The 16,804-nt window shown below is 64.4% G+C and carries 15 protein-coding genes; 9 read left to right on the top strand and 6 right to left on the bottom strand.

The window, feature by feature from the left end:
• Window positions 1-7 precede the first annotated feature (7 nt).
• The 3 genes from Q9Q94_RS07660 to Q9Q94_RS07650 all read left to right on the top strand — a co-directional run bounded on the left by Q9Q94_RS07660 (window position 8) and on the right by Q9Q94_RS07650 (window position 2,242).
• On the top strand, window positions 8-736 hold the full coding sequence (locus Q9Q94_RS07660; RefSeq protein ID WP_305979436.1) for an amino acid ABC transporter ATP-binding protein: 729 nt from the start codon (window positions 8-10) through the stop codon (window positions 734-736).
• A 65-nt stretch (window positions 737-801) separates the two neighbouring features.
• Window positions 802-1,785 (top strand): asparaginase, encoded by a 984-nt coding sequence (locus tag Q9Q94_RS07655; RefSeq protein ID WP_305979435.1) that lies wholly within the window; start codon window positions 802-804, stop codon window positions 1,783-1,785.
• 256 nt (window positions 1,786-2,041) lie between these two features.
• A complete protein-coding gene (locus Q9Q94_RS07650) occupies window positions 2,042-2,242 on the top strand; it encodes a hypothetical protein (protein WP_305979434.1) in 201 nt (66 codons plus the stop codon).
• A gap of 72 nt (window positions 2,243-2,314) precedes the next feature.
• Here the strand turns inward: Q9Q94_RS07650 and Q9Q94_RS07645 are convergent, their stop codons facing one another.
• Entirely contained in the window at window positions 2,315-3,157 is an 843-nt protein-coding gene (locus Q9Q94_RS07645) for a hypothetical protein (RefSeq protein WP_305979433.1), read from the bottom strand.
• Between the two features lie 238 nt (window positions 3,158-3,395).
• Window positions 3,396-4,562, bottom strand: coding sequence for a class I SAM-dependent methyltransferase (locus Q9Q94_RS07640; protein WP_305979432.1), 1,167 nt, complete (start codon window positions 4,560-4,562; stop codon window positions 3,396-3,398).
• A 101-nt stretch (window positions 4,563-4,663) separates the two neighbouring features.
• On the opposite strand from Q9Q94_RS07640, the gene Q9Q94_RS07635 reads away from it, so the two are divergent.
• The gene (locus Q9Q94_RS07635) at window positions 4,664-5,260 is read left to right on the top strand and encodes an LON peptidase substrate-binding domain-containing protein (RefSeq protein ID WP_305979431.1); all 597 of its coding nucleotides are present in this window, start codon (window positions 4,664-4,666) and stop codon (window positions 5,258-5,260) included.
• 150 nt (window positions 5,261-5,410) lie between these two features.
• Complete coding sequence (locus tag Q9Q94_RS07630) at window positions 5,411-5,626, top strand: ClpX C4-type zinc finger protein (protein ID WP_305979430.1); 216 nt, start codon at window positions 5,411-5,413, stop codon at window positions 5,624-5,626.
• On the opposite strand, the gene mutY is transcribed toward Q9Q94_RS07630, so the two are convergent.
• A complete protein-coding gene (mutY, locus tag Q9Q94_RS07625; RefSeq protein ID WP_305979429.1) occupies window positions 5,627-6,655 on the bottom strand; it encodes an A/G-specific adenine glycosylase in 1,029 nt (342 codons plus the stop codon).
• 259 nt (window positions 6,656-6,914) lie between these two features.
• Here mutY and Q9Q94_RS07620 point away from each other — a divergent pair, with 259 nt between their 5' ends.
• Entirely contained in the window at window positions 6,915-7,403 is a 489-nt protein-coding gene (locus Q9Q94_RS07620) for a flavin reductase family protein (RefSeq protein WP_305979428.1), read from the top strand.
• A gap of 159 nt (window positions 7,404-7,562) precedes the next feature.
• On the opposite strand, the gene Q9Q94_RS07615 is transcribed toward Q9Q94_RS07620, so the two are convergent.
• On the bottom strand, window positions 7,563-8,051 hold the full coding sequence (locus tag Q9Q94_RS07615) for a putative toxin-antitoxin system toxin component, PIN family (RefSeq protein ID WP_305979427.1): 489 nt from the start codon (window positions 8,049-8,051) through the stop codon (window positions 7,563-7,565).
• 207 nt (window positions 8,052-8,258) lie between these two features.
• On the opposite strand from Q9Q94_RS07615, the gene Q9Q94_RS07610 reads away from it, so the two are divergent.
• From Q9Q94_RS07610 to Q9Q94_RS07600, 3 genes are all read left to right on the top strand, one after another.
• Window positions 8,259-9,761 (top strand): sensor histidine kinase, encoded by a 1,503-nt coding sequence (locus tag Q9Q94_RS07610; protein WP_305979426.1) that lies wholly within the window; start codon window positions 8,259-8,261, stop codon window positions 9,759-9,761.
• Window positions 9,762-9,766: 5 nt separating this feature from the next.
• Window positions 9,767-11,305: a response regulator gene (locus Q9Q94_RS07605; protein ID WP_305979425.1), complete on the top strand. Its 1,539-nt coding sequence runs from the start codon at window positions 9,767-9,769 to the stop codon at window positions 11,303-11,305.
• 202 nt (window positions 11,306-11,507) lie between these two features.
• Complete coding sequence (locus tag Q9Q94_RS07600; RefSeq protein ID WP_305979424.1) at window positions 11,508-11,954, top strand: reverse transcriptase-like protein; 447 nt, start codon at window positions 11,508-11,510, stop codon at window positions 11,952-11,954.
• A 75-nt stretch (window positions 11,955-12,029) separates the two neighbouring features.
• On the opposite strand, the gene cphA (Q9Q94_RS07595) is transcribed toward Q9Q94_RS07600, so the two are convergent.
• Window positions 12,030-14,603: a cyanophycin synthetase gene (gene cphA / locus Q9Q94_RS07595; protein ID WP_305979423.1), complete on the bottom strand. Its 2,574-nt coding sequence runs from the start codon at window positions 14,601-14,603 to the stop codon at window positions 12,030-12,032.
• A 40-nt stretch (window positions 14,604-14,643) separates the two neighbouring features.
• Window positions 14,644-16,794: a cyanophycin synthetase gene (cphA, locus tag Q9Q94_RS07590; protein ID WP_305979422.1), complete on the bottom strand. Its 2,151-nt coding sequence runs from the start codon at window positions 16,792-16,794 to the stop codon at window positions 14,644-14,646.
• Between the last annotated feature and the right edge of the window lie 10 nt (window positions 16,795-16,804).

The raw sequence follows: 16,804 nt of genomic DNA, 5'->3' as shown, positions 1-16,804 counted from the left end.
CCCCGCCATGATCCAGATCCAGAACGTTTCCAAGTGGTACGGCAATTTCCAGGTACTCACCGACTGCAGCACGCACATCGCCAAGGGCGAAGTGGTCGTCGTCTGCGGCCCCTCCGGCTCCGGCAAATCCACCCTGATCAAGTGTGTGAATGGTCTGGAGCCCGTTCAGCAGGGCAAGATCATCGTCAACGGCACGCAGGTCAATGACCCCGCCACGGATCTGCCCAAGCTGCGCTCGCACGTCGGCATGGTGTTCCAGCACTTCGAGCTGTTCCCGCACATGAGCATCATCCAGAATCTGGCCATCGGCCAGACCAAGGTGCTCGGGCGCTCGGCTGACGAAGCGCACGAACGCGGCATGAAGCTGCTCGACCGCGTGGGCATCAAGATGCACGCCAACAAGTTCCCCGGCGAGCTCTCCGGCGGCCAGCAGCAGCGCGTAGCGATCGCCCGCGCGCTGTCGATGGACCCGATCTGCATGCTCTTCGACGAACCCACCTCGGCACTCGACCCCGAGATGATCAGCGAAGTGCTCGACGTGATGGTCGACCTCGCCAATGAAGGCATGACCATGATGGTCGTCACCCACGAAATGGGTTTCGCCCGCAAGGTCGCGCACCGCGTCGTCTTCATGGACCACGGCCAGATCGTCGAGGATGCACCAAAAGAGGACTTTTTCGGAAAACCGCACTCGGACAGGGCACAGCAATTCCTGTCGAAGATCCTCAATCACTGACCGGAAGTCGAGAGCAGGGAGTTGAAAGTCGGCCCACTCCCTGCCTCCCGCTCCAACGCCCGAAAATGCGCCTAGCCCTCATCGCCACCGGTGGCACCATTGCCGGCACCGGAGCCCAGGACAGCTACACCGCAGCCACGCTGGGGGCGGAATCGCTGCTGGGCGCGGTGCAGGAGTTGCGGCGCCTGGCAGACTGGCACATCGAGCAGCCCTTCGCGCTGGACAGCCGTGACATCGAGCCCGCGCACTGGCTGCAGCTGGCCGCCTGCATCCAGGGGCAGATCGACGATCCGGCGATTGACGGCATTGTCGTCACCCACGGCACCGACACGCTGGAGGAAACCGCTTTTGCCCTGCATCTGCTGCTGCCCGCTGGCAAGCCGGTGGTGCTGACTGCGGCGATGCGCCCGGCCACCAGCCTGTCCTCCGACGGGCCGCTGAATCTGCTGCAGGCGGCCTGCGTGGCGCTCAGCCCGGCAGCGCGCAATCAGGGCGTGCTGGTCGTCGCCAATGATGCGGTGATCGCCGCACATGATCTGGTCAAACAGCACACCCACGCCGTCGATGCCCTGCAGAGCCGCGCGGGACGCGGTCTGGCAGGCAGCGTGCTCGGCGAGTCAGTGTCCATGCGGCTGTGCACGCAAGCTGCCCGCACAGCCTTGCTGCAAGCGGCTGATGGAGCACTACCCAAACCAGAGAGCCTGCCGCGCGTAGACATCCTTTACGCTCATGCGGGCGCGGCGCCGGATCTGATCGACGCCTGTGTAACGGCAGGCGCGGCCGGCATCGTGCTGGCATTGAGCGGCCACGGCAGCATTCCGGCCAGCTGGCGCGCGGCCATCGCCAAGGCCCTCAGCCAGGGCGTGCACATCGTGCGCGCCAGCCGCGTGGCGGCAGGTGGCGTACGCCCACAAACCAACGAGGATGATGCCGCGACAGGCTGCATCGCCGCCGGTGACCGGACCGCGCAGCAGGCGCGCGTGCTGCTGTTGCTGGCCCTGCACTGCAAACAGGCGGAGCGCCTGGGCGAACTCTTCGCCACCCTCTGATCGCGGCCCGAGGGTTTCCCCCGCCGGGAACAACCCGGATGCCCCTCCGGGAAGCCCGATCGTCATATTGCCAGTCCTTGCCCAAGCAGATGAAATCCTGCCATGCAGGCTGCGTTCGTGTGCGTAACGCGTGTTTGCAAAACGGCTCTTCAAAGCGGATCAAGTTTCCTGTCACCTCGTCGTTAAACCTGACAGGGCGCGGGATTCGGCACACGGAGCCGCGGTCAGACAAACCTCGCACACAGAGGGCGAAATCATGAACACGATCACGGGCAATTGCCTGACAGAGATGGATCGCTACGGCGACGAGGTGCTGAACGCCAACTGGCTGCCGCAGATGCTGCTGAGCGTGCTGGGCCTGCACGCCGCACCGCTACCTGAACGCGAGCCGCCACAGCCTGAACCCGAATGCGACACGGAAGACTTCATGCGGCGTCTTTACCGGGCGCAGGAATAGCAGCACGGGCTCCTGTGCTTTCAAACCAGAAGCGGCGCCACGGGCGCCGCTTCTGCATTCTGCCCTCTCCGTTCAACGCTTGCGTGCAGCCGCCGGCGCTGCAGGCTCCGCGCTGCTGCCGGCCATCTGCCCATACACCTGCGCGGCCGCCGTCATCATCTGGCTGATGCGCTCGCTGGTGGTGGCGACATCGCGACGGGCAAAATCGAAACTTTTCTGCCGATCATTCACCGCCATGTCGAAGAACAGCCACTGCTGGCGGGCCAGTTCGAGGTTGGCACGGATAGCGGGGGTGTTTTCGGCCGCATCGCTGAGTGCTTTCAAGCCCGCGGCAAACTCCTTGCGGGTCTGCTCCATGTCGACTTCGGCGGCCTTGCCGCCTTGACCGGCGCGGGTCTGCATGTAGATGCGGGCCAGACGCTGAGCCAGCATGTCGTTGCGCGAAGCCAGATCGACCAGCCGGAACACGGGCGAATCCTGAGCCAGATCGAAACGCAGGGCCAGGCTTTGTGCGGCCAGCGCAATCTGCTCGGCATCCGCCGCCACGCTCTGCGCCTTGCGCGCATCGGGTGGACTGCTCAGGGTCTGACGAAAGCCCTCCCACTGCGTCGTGATCCGGGTGACGATGCGCACGGTCGGCGCATCCCCTTGCGCAGCCCGCGCCACCAGCGCCAGATTTTCGTCAAAACTGCGTACAGACTCGGCCAGCCAACGCTGGCTGGCCTCAGGCTCGACCTCCAGCCTCAACTGCAGATAGAGCTTGGCTTGCCGTTGCGCAAGGCTGCGCAACTTGCCGGCGGCTTCGATAGGCAAGACTGTCGGAGCGCTCGGCGCAGCCAGCGCACTGCAGGCCAGCGGGGCCAGCAGGGAGAAACCGGCGGCCAAACGCAGCAGGGAACATTTCAGGGCGCGCATGTTTATGACCAAAGTGATAGAAACATGCGCGCATTGTGCGAGGCCGATGTTACGACCGGATGAAAACAGCGGACCAACGGCAGCCCCTTTGCTGCAACGCAAACCACCCGGAACGGCCCGCAGAGCCGCTTCTGACAAGAATCTTCAGGCGGACAGCCTGCGAACCCTTGTTCGACGCGGGTCAGCAGGCATATACGCTGAAGACCCTTGCTGCATGCGCCTCTTCAGGCGACCTGAATTACAGCGCGTGAGTCCGATCCCCGCTGCACAGCCCCAGCAGGGGCAGTTCCAGCCCGCGCCCGAGGATCAGCACCTTGAACAGCTCGCCCATCTCGTGCGGGGCGATCAGGCGCAGGGCGGCACGGGCCGCGCGCAGGTACGGCGCCTCATCGCTGGGGCCAATCGCAGTCAGCAGCTCAAGCAGGCCGCAGTCGGTCAGGAAGCTGGCCTGACTGGCGTAGCCCTCGACCGCCAGACCCGCGGCGAAAGCAGCATCCGCGATGGCCGTGAAGTCGACGAAAGAGGTAATGTCGTTCAAGCCCGGCCACAGCAGCACGTCCGGATGGGCGCGGTGCCGGTAGTAGCACTGCAGAGTGCCGGTGCTGCGGCTGGGCAGGTAGTACTCGGCCTGCGGGTAGCCGTAGTCGATCAGGATGATCGCCCCCTGCTGCAGGCGTGGCGCCCACTCGGCCACCCAGGCCCGCGCGGCCAGACAGATCTCGCTGAGGTACTCGCCCTCCTCCGGCATCTCGACCGGCAGGGCTTGTGCGGCGGCAAGCAGGCGGCCTTCGGCAGGACGATCCTGCCAGCCGAAACCCCCGGTTTCATCCAGCACCACGCCGCGCTCGAAAATCACGCCATCGCGCCACACCACCAGCTGCACCGACATCACATCCAGCACTTCGTTGGCCAGAATGCAGCCGGAGAACGCTTCCGGCAGGGCATCCAGCCAGCGCACCCGGTCCGCCAGATGCGGCAGCTTCGCGCGCAGGTTGTCGGCCTGACGCACGCGCAGCTCGCCGGAGAGTTCGATGATGTCGTAGTGCTCGGGCAGGCAGTCACGCGCTTCCAGCTCCTGCAGCAGGTCGCAGGCGAGCAGGCCGGTGCCGGCCCCCACTTCGATGACATGCGGCGCGGAGGCTTCCAGCACCTGTTGCACCTGCGCGGCCAGCGCACGGCCAAACAGGGGGGAGATTTCCGGCGCGGTAACGAAATCGCCGTCCGCTCCGAATTTGTGGGCACCACCGCTGTAATAGCCCAGCCCCGGCGCAAACAGGGCCAGTTCCATGAAGCGGGCGAAGCTGAGCCAGCCATCGGCACCACGAATTTCATCGGCAATACGTGCGGCGAGGCGGGCGGAGTGTTCCAGCGCGTCGGCGCCGGGCGGGGGAAGCTGGGTGTGCATGAACCGGATTGTAAATGGGAGTGGGGCGTGGCCTTCAGGCATCCGCGTACAATATGCGGGCTTTCCGACTTCCGACTCTCCACTCCCGATTTCCTGTCACCATGTCAGAACCCCTGCGCCTGCCGCTCTTCCCGCTCAACTGTGTGCTCTTTCCACACGGACGCCTGAACCTGCGGATTTTCGAGGTGCGCTACCTGGACATGATTGCCGGCTGCATGAAGGCCGATGCCCCCTTCGGTGTCTGCCTGATTGTCGAAGGCGAAGAGGTCGGCACCCCGGCCGTGCCGCATCTGGTCGGCTGTGAAGCGCGGATCGTGGATTGGGACATGAGCGAGCCGGGCATTCTCGGCCTCACCGTGCGGGGCGGACGACGCTTCCGGGTGCTGGAGCAGGGCGCCGATGAACACGGCGTGATCACCGGCATCGTGCAATGGTTTGATGAGCCGGCCGGCGAGGCGGTCAGCGCTGATCACGAGGCCATGCTGCCCTTGCTGCAGATGGTGCTGCAGGATGCGGGGGAAAAGGTGATCCCGCGTCCTTACGCACTTGGCGACGCCGCCTGGGTCGGCTACCGCTATGCCGAAATCCTGCCGATCCCGAATCTGGCGCGGCAGCGCCTGCTTGAACTGGAGGACGCGGATCTGCGCCTGGCGATCATTCACGAATACCTGGTCGAGCACGAGCTGCTCAAGGACTAGCGCCTGATGCACTGAACCCGCGGCACCATCCGCCGGTCTGAACGCGCCCCGGAAAGTGCCAACTAGTTGGCACTTCCGCAGCATGAATCCTGCCGCTGCGCTACCGCCCCCGGATAATCTGGCATCCTGAAAAAGCCCCCGGAGGCCCGCATGAATACTGGCAATTCGCTGGAGCTGAGCAAAACCATGCTGGAGCTGAGCGACGCCATCAGCCAGCTGCGCGAACGCGACGAGGACGAGGCGTGCTGTTCCTTCTGCGGCAAGCGCCAGTCCGAGGTCAGTATGCTGGTGCCCGGCCCGAGCGCGGTGTACATCTGCGACCTGTGCGTGACACGGGCCGCCACGCTGATCGGCCAGCGCGCCTGATCAGCGCTCCAGCAGCTTGCGGATCGGCGCCGGCAAGCCAACCGTAGCCAGTTCATCCCGGCTCACCCAGCGCAGGGCCGGGTCATGTGCCGCCGCGGGCAGCTGGGCCAGCTCGACCCGCCAGGGCGTGATGTCCAGCGTGAAATGACTGAAGCTGTGCCGCAGGCCGGCCTGCTCCTGAAACCCCGTCAGCGCCAGGCCGAGACGCCGCAAGGCCGCCTGCGGGGCGGATTCGCCCTCGGCCATCTCCGGCAGGCTGTACAAGCCGCCCCAGATCCCGGCCGCCGGGCGCTGCTCCAGCAGCAGCGCCCCGCCTGCCTCTATGAGCAGCATGCCGCAAGAGCGTTGCGGCACGGCCTTCTTCGGGCGGGCCATCGGCAGAGCGGCTTCCTGCCCCGTTCTGCGGGCAACGCAGGTTTCGCTGACCGGGCAGTGCAGGCAGCGCGGCTTGCTGCGCGTGCAGATCGTCGCCCCCAGATCCATCTGCGCCTGCGGATAGATGGCGATCCCCGCATCCGGCAGCAGCGATTCAGCCAGCGCCCACAAACGCTGCTCCACCGCACGCTCGCCCGGAAAGCCCTCGATGCCGAAATGCCGGCACAGCACGCGCTTCACGTTGCCATCGAGAATCGCCGCCCGCTCGCCAAAGCAGAAGGAGGCGATTGCCGCCGCGGTGGAACGCCCGATGCCGGGCAGCTCTGCCAGCGCAGCCGCGGTTTGCGGAAATACCCCGGCGTGTTCGTTCATCACCGCCTGCGCCGCCCGATGCAGATTGCGCGCCCGCGCGTAGTAGCCCAGCCCGGCCCACAAGGCGAGCACCGCGTCCTGCGGTGCCGCCGCCAGGCTCGCCACTGTCGGAAAGTGCTCAAGAAAGCGCAGGTAATACGGAATCACCGTATCCACCTGGGTCTGCTGCAGCATGATCTCGGAAAGCCAGACGCGGTAAGGGTCCTGGGTGTGCTGCCAGGGCAGGTCGTGGCGGCCGTGGTCCGCGTGCCAGGCAATCAGTTTTGCGGCGAATTCACTCATTAGGCGAGGGTAGCATCAAGTGCGGCAGCATGATGCGTCGAGAGCCGCCACGGCCAATGACTCCCGGTGCACATGCCTCAAGAGCCTCGCCCGACAAGCCTCTTCAGCATGCCTGCCTGAAGAAATCCGCCAGAAGCGGCTCTCCGGCCTGATCTGCGCAAGCCCGCTCCGGCAAAGCCGCAGGAAACCGGCCTTCCGCCGCAGGCCGCTCTTTTGGCGGATAATTCGCGCCTTCCCCGCTGTTGCCCGCCAGAAATCCATGAGTACCCCTGCCCTCGCTTTCGACTCGACCACGTTCCGCCGCACCCTGGGCATGTTCGCTACCGGCATCACCGTGATCACCGCCCGCGCCAGCGACGGCAGCCTGATCGGACTGACGGTCAGCTCGTTCAATTCCGTCTCCCTGAACCCGCCGCTGATCGTCTGGAGCCTCACCAATACCAGCGCGGTGCGCGAGGTGCTGGAATCCTGCGAGTACTACGCGGTGAATGTGCTGGCGGCCGATCAGGAGGCACTCTCCAATCTGTTTGCCAGCAAGGTAGCCGACCGCTTTGCGGGAGTGGACTGGGAGCCCGGTCTGGGCGGTGCGCCGGTGCTGGCAGGCTGCTGCGCGGTGTTCGAATGCCGCAACACGCTGCGTTACCCGGGCGGCGATCATGTGATGTTCATCGGCGAGGTGGAACGCTGCGACCGTTCCGAACGCGATCCGCTGCTGTTCTTCAACGGCAAGTACCGCCAGCTGGCCTGAGCGGCCCGTAAACGGAAACGGCCGCCGGGGCGATCCGGCAGCCGTTGAATCAGGTGAGCGGCGTTGATGTGCACGTACGTCCCTGGCATCGCCGCCTGGCCGGTAGCATGCCGCCGCTCCAGAGCACTTACGGCGCAACACCGCGGCAACTTGAGGCCGTCAATCCGCCGCTTGCCGCAACAACTGCTGCAGGCGCTCCGGCGTGAGTATCTTCAGGCGCTCACGCAAAGGCGGCTTGCGCGCCAGCCCCAGCAACAGCTTGTCGCGGGTCACCAGCACATCAGCGTCCGCATCCCAGGCCAGGCTGACGAATTTCTGATCGTCGCGATCCTTGCAGCGTGGCAAGGTCAGGGCAAACGCCTGCCGGACCTCATCGGCAGCCGGCAGGCACTGCGTCAGCGCCACATAATCTGCATGCAAGGCCTTCTGGCGTTCGGCCGGAATGGCGAACTGGCGATACGCCAGCACGCGCTGCAACTCGTCCAGGCATTCTGCGCGCGTCAGCAGCACGGCTCGCGTGGAACTGGCCAGGGCAGACAGCTCCGCCAGCTTCGGGTCAACAAAATGCCACAGGGCCATCACCACATTGGTGTCCAGAACTAGGCGCAAGGGGCGGGAAAGATCGAAAAACGGGGTCGCATCAGACATCCCGCCATGTTACGCCGAGCATGCGCCCAGCAAAATCTGTTGATCTGCCGGCGGCCCGGCGACTGAAGCCTCGCGCCTGCCCGCAAGAGCATATGCGCCAGACGCCGGGCGGGGACGTTGACAGGGTGCGAGGGATTCTTCTCGCGTCACCCCGGAGCATGCATGCCCTTGCCTGTTTCACCCGAACCCTCATCACGGTCTGCCTCCATGCGCGCCCCACCCGTCACGCGCGGCACATGGCGGCTGTTGATGTGCGTCTGGGCGCTGCTGGTTGCCGCCTCGCTGGCTTTCAGCGTGAGCCAGATCCGTGCGCGCAACACCGAACTTCTGCGCGAGGGTGCCCGCAACATTTTCCGCACCATCGTCGCGGCCCGCGAGTGGAACTCACGCTCGGCGGGGGTCTACGCTCCGGTTTCTGGTGATCTGCAACCCAATCCTTACCTCAAGCATCCGGGGCGTGAAATCACCGCCAGTGACGGTACGCGGCTGACACTCGTCAACCCGGCCTACATGACCCGTCTGATTGGCGAAATCATCTCCGCTGATACGGCCTTGCGCATCCGCATGCCCAGCCTGCAGCCCCTGAACCCGCAAAATGCGCCGGATGACTGGGAGGCCCAGGCCCTGCTGGCGCTGGCGCAAGGCAGCCCCGAAGTGACGGAATGGGGCCTGCGCGCCGATGGTTCCGAGGAGTTCCGTTACGTCGCCCCCCTCAAGGTAGTGAGCAGCTGCCTGCACTGCCATGCCCAGCAAGGTTATCAAATCGGCGATGTGCGCGGCGGCATCAGCATCAGCCAGCCTTATGCTCCGGCGGCAGCAAACGCCCGCAAGGAAATCATCCTGTCGGCATGGCGCCATCTGCTGGTTTTCGCCCTGTTTGCCGGCCTCAGCCACATTCTTTTGAAGCAGCTGCACAAGCACTGGCGAGAGCTGGAGCAGACTCTCGACAGCCTCGTCCAGACCGAGAAAATGGCGTCGCTCGGACGCCTGGTCACCAGTTTCGCCCATGAGCTGAACACCCCGATCGGTCTGGCCGTAAATGCCGCCGCCAAGGGCGAAGACTGCATCGACGAGATCCACCGGATGCTTGAGCGGGAGAGGATTCCGGAACAGGAGCTCCGGCAACACCTGGAAAGCATGCAGCGGCACTACCATCTGGCCCTGAACAACCTGCGCCGTGCCGCCAGTCTGATCCAGGGCTTCAAACGTTCCTCCGCTGGCATGGAGCAGGAAGAAGCCCGCAATTTCAGGCTCGACGAGCTGATTGACGATGTGCTGCAGACCCTGCATGCCCGCTACCGGCACTGTGCCGAGATCGAAGTTCTCTGCCCGGCAGACCTGCGCATCACGGGAATTCCCGGCCTGCTCGACCAGATCCTCACCAATCTGGTGCTCAACAGCGTGCAGCATGGCTTTGAAGACGGCCGGCGCCACGGTCACATCCGCATCGAGGTTGAGCCGCTGGGCAGCTCCCGCCTGCTCATCAGCTATGCCGACGATGGCGTCGGCATGTCCTCCGAGGTGCTCTCCAGAATTTTCGAGCCTTTCTTCAGTACACGTCGCGACAGCGGAGGTCTGGGTCTATACATCTGCTACAACCTCATCACCACGCGTCTGGGCGGCAGCATCCGTGGTGACAGCCTGCCCGGTGGCGGCACCCATTTCCTGATCACCCTGCCCGCGTCCCTCAACGCCCCGAAAGGCCAGTGAGCGCCATGCAAGCCCCTGATGACAGTCTGGTTCTGCGCGAGGAAGGCGACGATGTACCCCACGAGCCACCGCGCTACACCTGGAAACTGCTGGTCGTGGATGATGAGCCGGATGTTCGCGCAGTCACCCGTCTGGGCCTGCGACACTTCAGTTTTGCCGGGCGGACGCTCGAATTCATCGAGGCCGGCTCACAGGCCGAAGCGCTGGAGCGTCTGGCCGAGCACCCGGATATCGCGATTGCACTGATCGACGTGGTGATGGAAACGGACGATGCCGGGCTCCGGCTCGTCGAAACCATTCGCGAACACCACCACAACAGCCTGATCCGCCTGATCATCCGCACCGGCCAGCCGGGCGCCGCCCCTGAACGCTACGTGATCGATCACTACGACATCGATGACTACAAGGACAAGACCGAACTCACCACCACCCGGCTGTACACCACGGTGCGCAGTGCGCTGAAGGCTTATCGTGACCTGTGCGCCATCGACATCAACCGCATGGGCCTGGAACGCCTGCTGCAGGCTGCGCCTGAAATCTACCGGCTGGCCAACATGTCGCTGCAGCAGTTCTTCTCCGGCGTGCTGACCCAGGTTGTCGGCCTGTGTCATCTGTCGCCCACTTCCTTCATTTCGACCATCGAGGGCGTCATCGCCACCGTCGAATGCGGCGAGAAGGCCGTGCATGCAGCCACCGGCCATTTCATCGAATCCGAGCGCTTCCACGAAATCCATGCGCGATGCTGCGAAGCGATTCTGAACGGACGCGAGCCCGAGAACCTGCGCGAGCACGCCTTCATCATCCCGATCGTCCCGCAGACCAAACCAGAGGGCTACATCTACATCGAGCCCACCCTGCCACTCAACGACGACGACAAACGCCTGATCCGCCTGACGGCCCAGCAATGCGCCCACGCCCTGGACAACCTGCGCCTGCACATTGATCTATCGAAGGCCTACCACAACGCCATCGACATGCTGGCGCAGATCGCCGAGTACAAGGACAAGAGCACCGGCGAACACGTCAACCGCATCGCCCGCTATTCGGAAGCCGTCGCCCGCGAAATGGGGCTGGACGAAGAGGAAGCCGAGCGCATCAGCTCCGCAAGTCGCCTGCACGATGTTGGCAAGATCGGCATTCCCGACCACATCCTGTGTAAACCTGGCCGGCTCAGCCCGGAGGAGTTTGCCGAGATCAGGAAACACCCGGAAATCGGCGCTGCCGTGCTCACGCATGATCACTCGATGAGCCTGGCCCGCCAGATCGCCTACAGCCATCACGAGCACTGGGCCGGCGGCGGCTACCCGAGCGGCATCTGCGCCAGTGAATTGCCGCTGGCCGTGCGTATTGTCTCGGTCGTCGACGTCTTCGATGCCCTGATCAGCCCACGCCCCTACAAGACGCCGTGGTCGCTTGCGAAAGCCCGCGCCGAGCTTGAGCAGAAAGCCGGCAGCCAGTTCGACCCCGACGTCGTTGCGGCCCTGTGCCGCCTGCTCGACCGCCCCGAGTTCCTCGCCGGGCTTCCCACCGAGACTGAGTGCTGAGTACGTCAGGAACGGTAGCCGGAGAGGCGCTTCTGACAAGCTTCTTTGGCACACCGCTCCCGAAACCGTCGCCCAGCGGGCTTCTGCGGAATGCCCCCATGAAGAAGCCCGCCGGATGCGGCTTTCCAGGCATGCCATTCCAGCCGGCTGCATGAGCATTTCCTCGACACCGCCACCGCAGGCGGCGTGTACCATCCCATCCATGAACACCGAACCACTCTGGCAAGCCTGGTGCGACGGCTGTGCCCGCCCCAACCCTGGCCACATGGCTCTCGGCGCGATCCTGTGCGCGCCTGACGGCAGCACTCACCCGCTTTCGCAGCGCAGCCCGCATAACGGTTGCAACAATGAAGCCGAAGCCCGCGCGCTGCTCGCCACCCTTGACCTGGCCCTGAGCCTCGGCGTGCGGCATCTGCGCGTGCATTCAGACAATGACGTAGTGGTGCGCCTCAGCCGCGACGCCAGCAACACCGAAGCCGCCCGCCTGGCGCCGCTGTTTGCTCAGATCCGCGAGCGCCTTGCAGAGTTTGTGTGGGTGGAAGTGAAATGGCTGCCGCAACACCGCAACGCCGCCGCAGACCAGCTTGCCCGGGCCGCACTGGGCTTGCCACCGCGCCCGCCGGCAAAGCCCGCGCGCCGACGCCGCTGAGCATCCGGTTCGAACGCTTCGCAGCATGAAAAAAGGGCGACCCGCAGGCCGCCCTTTTCATCCGTCATGCGTACTTCAACCGGCCTCGGCGATCCGCTGGGCGATATGCGCCAGAGCTTCTTCGACCTGATCGATCAGGATCAGGCAGAGGTCTCCGGACTGCAATTGCTCCAGCGCCCGGTCGATGGCGATGAACTCGCCGTTGATTTCCTCCACCGCACGGGTACGCCGGGCGTCGCGCAGACCTTCGCGCAACAGGCCGATCACTTCACCATCAGCACGGCCGCGCTGGCAGGCATCCTGATACAGAATGACACGGTCAAAGGCGGCGCCAAGGATTTCGGTCTGCTGACGGATGTCTTCATCGCGACGGTCGCCCGCACCGGAAATCACCACCGAGCGCTGCTTGCCGGGCATGGCTTCAACGGCCTTGACCAGCGCCAGCATGGCGTCGGGATTATGGCCGTAGTCGGCAATGATGGTTGCGCCCTTGTAATCGAAAAGGTTGAAGCGTCCCGGGGCGTTGTCCGAATCGTTGACGAAACTCGCCAGACCCGCACGGATCACGTCCCACTCCAGACCTACAGCCCAGGCGGCGGCGACCGACGCCATGACGTTCTCGACCTGGAAGCTGATCGTGCCGTCACGAGTGATCGGCACGCCAGCCAGCGAGATGCGCTCGGATTTCTTGCCTTCGGTGCACACAATAGCATCATTCTCGACGTAGACCACGCGCTTGCCCTGGGCACGATGCGTCGCCATCACCGGATTGTTGCGGTCGGCCGCAAAGAAAATGATACTGCCGGGGCAGTTGGCGGCCATGCCGGCGACGATGGGGTCCGCTGCATTGAGCACGGCATAGCCGTTGTCCGCCACGTTCTGCACGATCACCCGCTTGAGTACCGCGAGGTCTTCAAGCGTGGTGATGTAGTTCAGACCCAGGTGGTCGCCCATGCCGATATTGGTGACGACGGCTACCTTGCAGCGGTCAAAGGCCAGGCCTTCACGCAGCAGGCCGCCACGCGCGGTCTCGAACACGGCAGCATCAACATACGGATGCAGCAGCACGTTGCGCGCACTGCGCGGGCCGGAACAGTCACCACTGTCGATACGCCGGCCTTCGATGTAAACGCCGTCGGTATTGGTCATGCCGGTGCGCATGCCGTTTTTGGTGAGCAGATGGGCGATCAGGCGCACCGTGGTGGTCTTGCCATTGGTGCCGGTCACGGCCACCACCGGAATCCGTCCATCATCGCCAGGCGCGAACATCGTGGAGATCACCGCCTCGCCCACGTTGCGTCCCTTGCCGTAGGACGGCGACAGGTGCATGCGCAGACCGGGCGCGGCATTCACTTCGACAATCCCGCCTGACTGCTCTTCAAGCGGACGCAGCACGCTGTCACACACCACATCCACACCGCAGATATCCAGCCCGACCATCTTCGCCGCCGCCACCGCACGCGCAGCAAGATCCGGATGCACGTCATCGGTCACATCGGTGGCCGAGCCCCCCGTGGACAGATTGGCGTTGTTGCGCAGGATCACGCGCTGCCCCTTGGTCGGCACGGAGTCGGCGCTCAGCCCCTGATCGGCCAGACGCGCCAGGGCGATGTCGTCGAAGCGGATCTTGGTCAGCGAGGTGGCATGACCTTCGCCACGACGCGGGTCCTTGTTCACTTCCTCAACCAGCGCCCGTACGGTATGCACGCCGTCACCGATCACCAGCGGAGGTTCGCGGCGCGCCGCGGCAACCAGCTTGTCACCCACCACCAGCATGCGGAAATCATGGCCCGGCAGGTATTTTTCGACCAGGATCTCATCGCTGAATTCGCAGGCCACACGGTAGGCCAGAGCCAGCCCTTCGCGGTTGCTGATATTCACCGTGATGCCTTTGCCCTGATTGCCGTCCTGTGGCTTGACCACTACCGGATAGCCGACTTCATCCGCGGCCGCACAGGCATCTTCAAACCCGTTGACCGGACGCCCTTTGGGGACCGGCGCACCAGCGGCTTCGAGCAGCTTCTTGGTCAGATCCTTGTCCTGCGCGATGGATTCGGCAATCGCACTGGTAGAGTCAATCTCGGCGGCCTGGATGCGGCGCTGCTTGCTGCCCCAGCCAAACTGCACAAGGCTGCCGGAGGTCAGGCGCCGGAACGGAATGTTGTGGGCGACTGCGGCATACACGATGGAACCCGTCGAGGGGCCAAGACGTTCGTCTTCGTCCAGCTCGCGCAGCTCGGCCAAGGCCGCATCCACATCAAACCCGCCGCCACTGGCTGCGGCAGCAACGAGGGACTCGGCCAGCTCGAAGGCGCGTTTGCCGACAGCTTCTTCGCTGTACTCCACCACCACCAGATACACGCCCTCTTCGGTCGTCGCCGAAGTGCGGCTGAAGGTCACCGGGCAACCGGCCTGCGCCTGCAGCCCGAGCGCGGCAAACTCCAGCGCATGCGCCATGGACAGGCTCTCTTCATGCAACGTGGAGCGGATCGCGCCGATCTGCGGAAACAACTCGCGCAGACGGGCATCAAACCCGGGGAGATCGGCCAGCGAACGCTCGGCCGGAGTGCAGGTGACGATGGCTTCGATCGCCGTATGACGGCTCCACAGATTGGGGCCGCGCAGCGCACGGATACGGGAAACTTCCATTGAATCGTGTTCCTGTTCGATTAACGATCAATCCGGGCGCTCAGCGGCCCAGGCTGGATTCAAAGCTTTCGATGGCACTGCTGATCAGATCCGGCGAGATACCCAGCGCCCAAGCCGCCGCCACCGCAGCCAGTTCGGCCGACAAGGCGTTGGCAGGGTGCGCCACGCGTGCCGCCAGAATCTGCTCACTCGCGCCAGTGGCCAGCACCACACTGCCTTCACGCACATATACGGCACGTCCGCCAGCAGCCAGATGCTCGGTCACGACATCCACGTCAGCCGACAAGGCATAGAAAATCACTTCGCCGTCGCACAGCTCCGCCAGACCCGCCACCTGGGCGTCATCGGCATTGAGCACGGCGGCGCCACTGGCCATCACCACATCGACCTGGGTGCGCAGCACATTGCGCACCTGATCGGCATCGCGCACATCAAAACGCTCCAGATCGGCCGAGGGGCGGATGCTGGTGACCACGCCGACATTGCAGCGGTCGTAAGGCAAGCCTTCGCCGAGAATGCTCTCGACCGGGGTTTCGAACACGGCCGCATCCACCGTACGGTTCATCAGCACGCGTTGCCCCGCCGCCCAGTTGGCGCAGTCGGTCTTTTCCACGGCACGCTGATCGAGGAACAGCCCCTCACGACAGGCCAGGCCGGCGTTGTAGCCGCCCATGTGCAGCTGCCAGCCGATCTGGCGAGCCACCCGCGTGGTGTCATCACAGCCGGCAATGCCGATCACGGGAATCCGGCCATCGTTGTCTTCGCCCGGGAACAGGTGCCCCACAATGGCCTCGCCCACCGGCCGCGGTTTGCCCTCGGCCGGCTTCAGATGCATCAGCAGGCTGGGGCCGGCATTCACTTCGACGATGGCGCCGCCAGTTCGCTCCAGCGGCAGGGAGACGTCTTCGGTCACCAGATCGATGCCGGCAATATCCAGCCCGACAATGCGTGCCGCCAGCACGGCAGCCGCAGCAACTTCAGGATGAACCTCGTCGGTACAGTCAATGGACACGTTGCCGTTGCGCTGCACGGTCACCACACGGCCGGCAGCCGGCACCGAATCAGCATTGAAGCCCTGGCGTTCCAGCAGCAGCTGCATGGTGCGATCACTGTCGATCTTGATGGTTTCCAGCGGAAACTCTTCGGCTTCGCCGCGACGCGGGTCGATATTGAGCTGGCTGTCGATCAGCTCACGCACGCTGGCCTTGCCGTCGCCGGTGATCACGATGTTCTCGCCGCGCCCGGCCGCCACCAGCTTGCCGCCCACAACCAGCAAGCGGTGTTCACAACCCCGGATGTAGCGTTCGACAATGACTTCGCTGCCTTCGGCATCGGCCACGGGGAAGGCCGCCTTGACCTCCTCTTCGGTCATCAGTTCAAGACACACGCCGCGGCCATGGTTGGCATCCGAAGGCTTTACCACCACCGGCAAACCAATGTCCTGTGCGACCTCCCAGGCTTCTTCGGGATTGGCAACGACATGGCCTTCCGGTACCGGTACGCCACAAGGCACCAGCAGACTCTTGGTCAGATCCTTGTCGCTGGCGATGCTTTCGGCAATGGCGCTGGTACGGTCGGTTTCGGCCGTCCATACGCGGCGCTGGCGTACGCCGTAGCCGAGCTGGACAAGATTGCCGTCGGTAAGACGGATCGAGGGAATGTTGTTGTCGGTCGCGGCATCCACAATGCAGGCTGTGCTCGGCCCGAGACAGAGGGAGTCGGCCAGTTCGTGCAGACGGGCCACGGTGGCGGGCACGTCGAAAGGCCTGTCTTCGATGGCTGCCATCACCAGGTCACGCGCGGCATGCAGGCAGGCCACGGTCACATCCTTGTGGCGCGACCGCACGGCAACTTTGTAAACACCCGTCTGCGAAGTGCTGCGCGCCTTGCCAAAGCTGGTGCGCTGACCCGCCTGGGTCTGCAATTCGAGGGTAACGTGTTCGAGGATGTGCGCCGGCCAGGTGCCTTCCTGCACGCGGCGCAGGAAACCTCCGCGCTCGCCATAACTGCAGGTGTGCTCGATCAGGCCGGGCAGCATGCCCGATAGACGCTCGTAAAAACCGGGAATGGTATTGGAGGGGCATTCCTCCAGTTCGCCGATATCGACCCGGGCCTCGATGGCCGGGCGATAGGTCCAGATGTTGGGGCCGCGCAGGTGCAGCACATCAAGGATTCGAATGTCTTTGGTCATGTTGTCGCAA

The sequence above is a fragment of the Uliginosibacterium sp. 31-16 genome (assembly GCF_030730865.1).
Classification (GTDB): Bacteria; Pseudomonadota; Gammaproteobacteria; order Burkholderiales; family Rhodocyclaceae; genus Uliginosibacterium.
The sequence above is the reverse complement of the archived record's forward strand: the minus strand, read 5'-3'. Positions and strand labels throughout refer to the sequence as shown.

What these genes read in the sequence shown, in the direction of transcription:
- Q9Q94_RS07645 (WP_305979433.1), bottom strand. Translation starts at nt 3,157, where the DNA reads ATGCGCGCCCTGAAATGTTCCCTGCTGCGTTTGGCCGCCGGTTTCTCC.
- Q9Q94_RS07605 (WP_305979425.1), top strand. Translation starts at nt 9,767, where the DNA reads ATGCAAGCCCCTGATGACAGTCTGGTTCTGCGCGAGGAAGGCGACGAT.
- Q9Q94_RS07640 (WP_305979432.1), bottom strand. Translation starts at nt 4,562, where the DNA reads ATGCACACCCAGCTTCCCCCGCCCGGCGCCGACGCGCTGGAACACTCC.
- cphA (WP_305979422.1), bottom strand. Translation starts at nt 16,794, where the DNA reads ATGACCAAAGACATTCGAATCCTTGATGTGCTGCACCTGCGCGGCCCC.
- Q9Q94_RS07635 (WP_305979431.1), top strand. Translation starts at nt 4,664, where the DNA reads ATGTCAGAACCCCTGCGCCTGCCGCTCTTCCCGCTCAACTGTGTGCTC.
- Q9Q94_RS07600 (WP_305979424.1), top strand. Translation starts at nt 11,508, where the DNA reads ATGAACACCGAACCACTCTGGCAAGCCTGGTGCGACGGCTGTGCCCGC.
- Q9Q94_RS07660 (WP_305979436.1), top strand. Translation starts at nt 8, where the DNA reads ATGATCCAGATCCAGAACGTTTCCAAGTGGTACGGCAATTTCCAGGTA.
- mutY (WP_305979429.1), bottom strand. Translation starts at nt 6,655, where the DNA reads ATGAGTGAATTCGCCGCAAAACTGATTGCCTGGCACGCGGACCACGGC.
- cphA (WP_305979423.1), bottom strand. Translation starts at nt 14,603, where the DNA reads ATGGAAGTTTCCCGTATCCGTGCGCTGCGCGGCCCCAATCTGTGGAGC.
- Q9Q94_RS07615 (WP_305979427.1), bottom strand. Translation starts at nt 8,051, where the DNA reads ATGTCTGATGCGACCCCGTTTTTCGATCTTTCCCGCCCCTTGCGCCTA.
- Q9Q94_RS07650 (WP_305979434.1), top strand. Translation starts at nt 2,042, where the DNA reads ATGAACACGATCACGGGCAATTGCCTGACAGAGATGGATCGCTACGGC.
- Q9Q94_RS07630 (WP_305979430.1), top strand. Translation starts at nt 5,411, where the DNA reads ATGAATACTGGCAATTCGCTGGAGCTGAGCAAAACCATGCTGGAGCTG.
- Q9Q94_RS07620 (WP_305979428.1), top strand. Translation starts at nt 6,915, where the DNA reads ATGAGTACCCCTGCCCTCGCTTTCGACTCGACCACGTTCCGCCGCACC.
- Q9Q94_RS07655 (WP_305979435.1), top strand. Translation starts at nt 802, where the DNA reads ATGCGCCTAGCCCTCATCGCCACCGGTGGCACCATTGCCGGCACCGGA.
- Q9Q94_RS07610 (WP_305979426.1), top strand. Translation starts at nt 8,259, where the DNA reads ATGCGCGCCCCACCCGTCACGCGCGGCACATGGCGGCTGTTGATGTGC.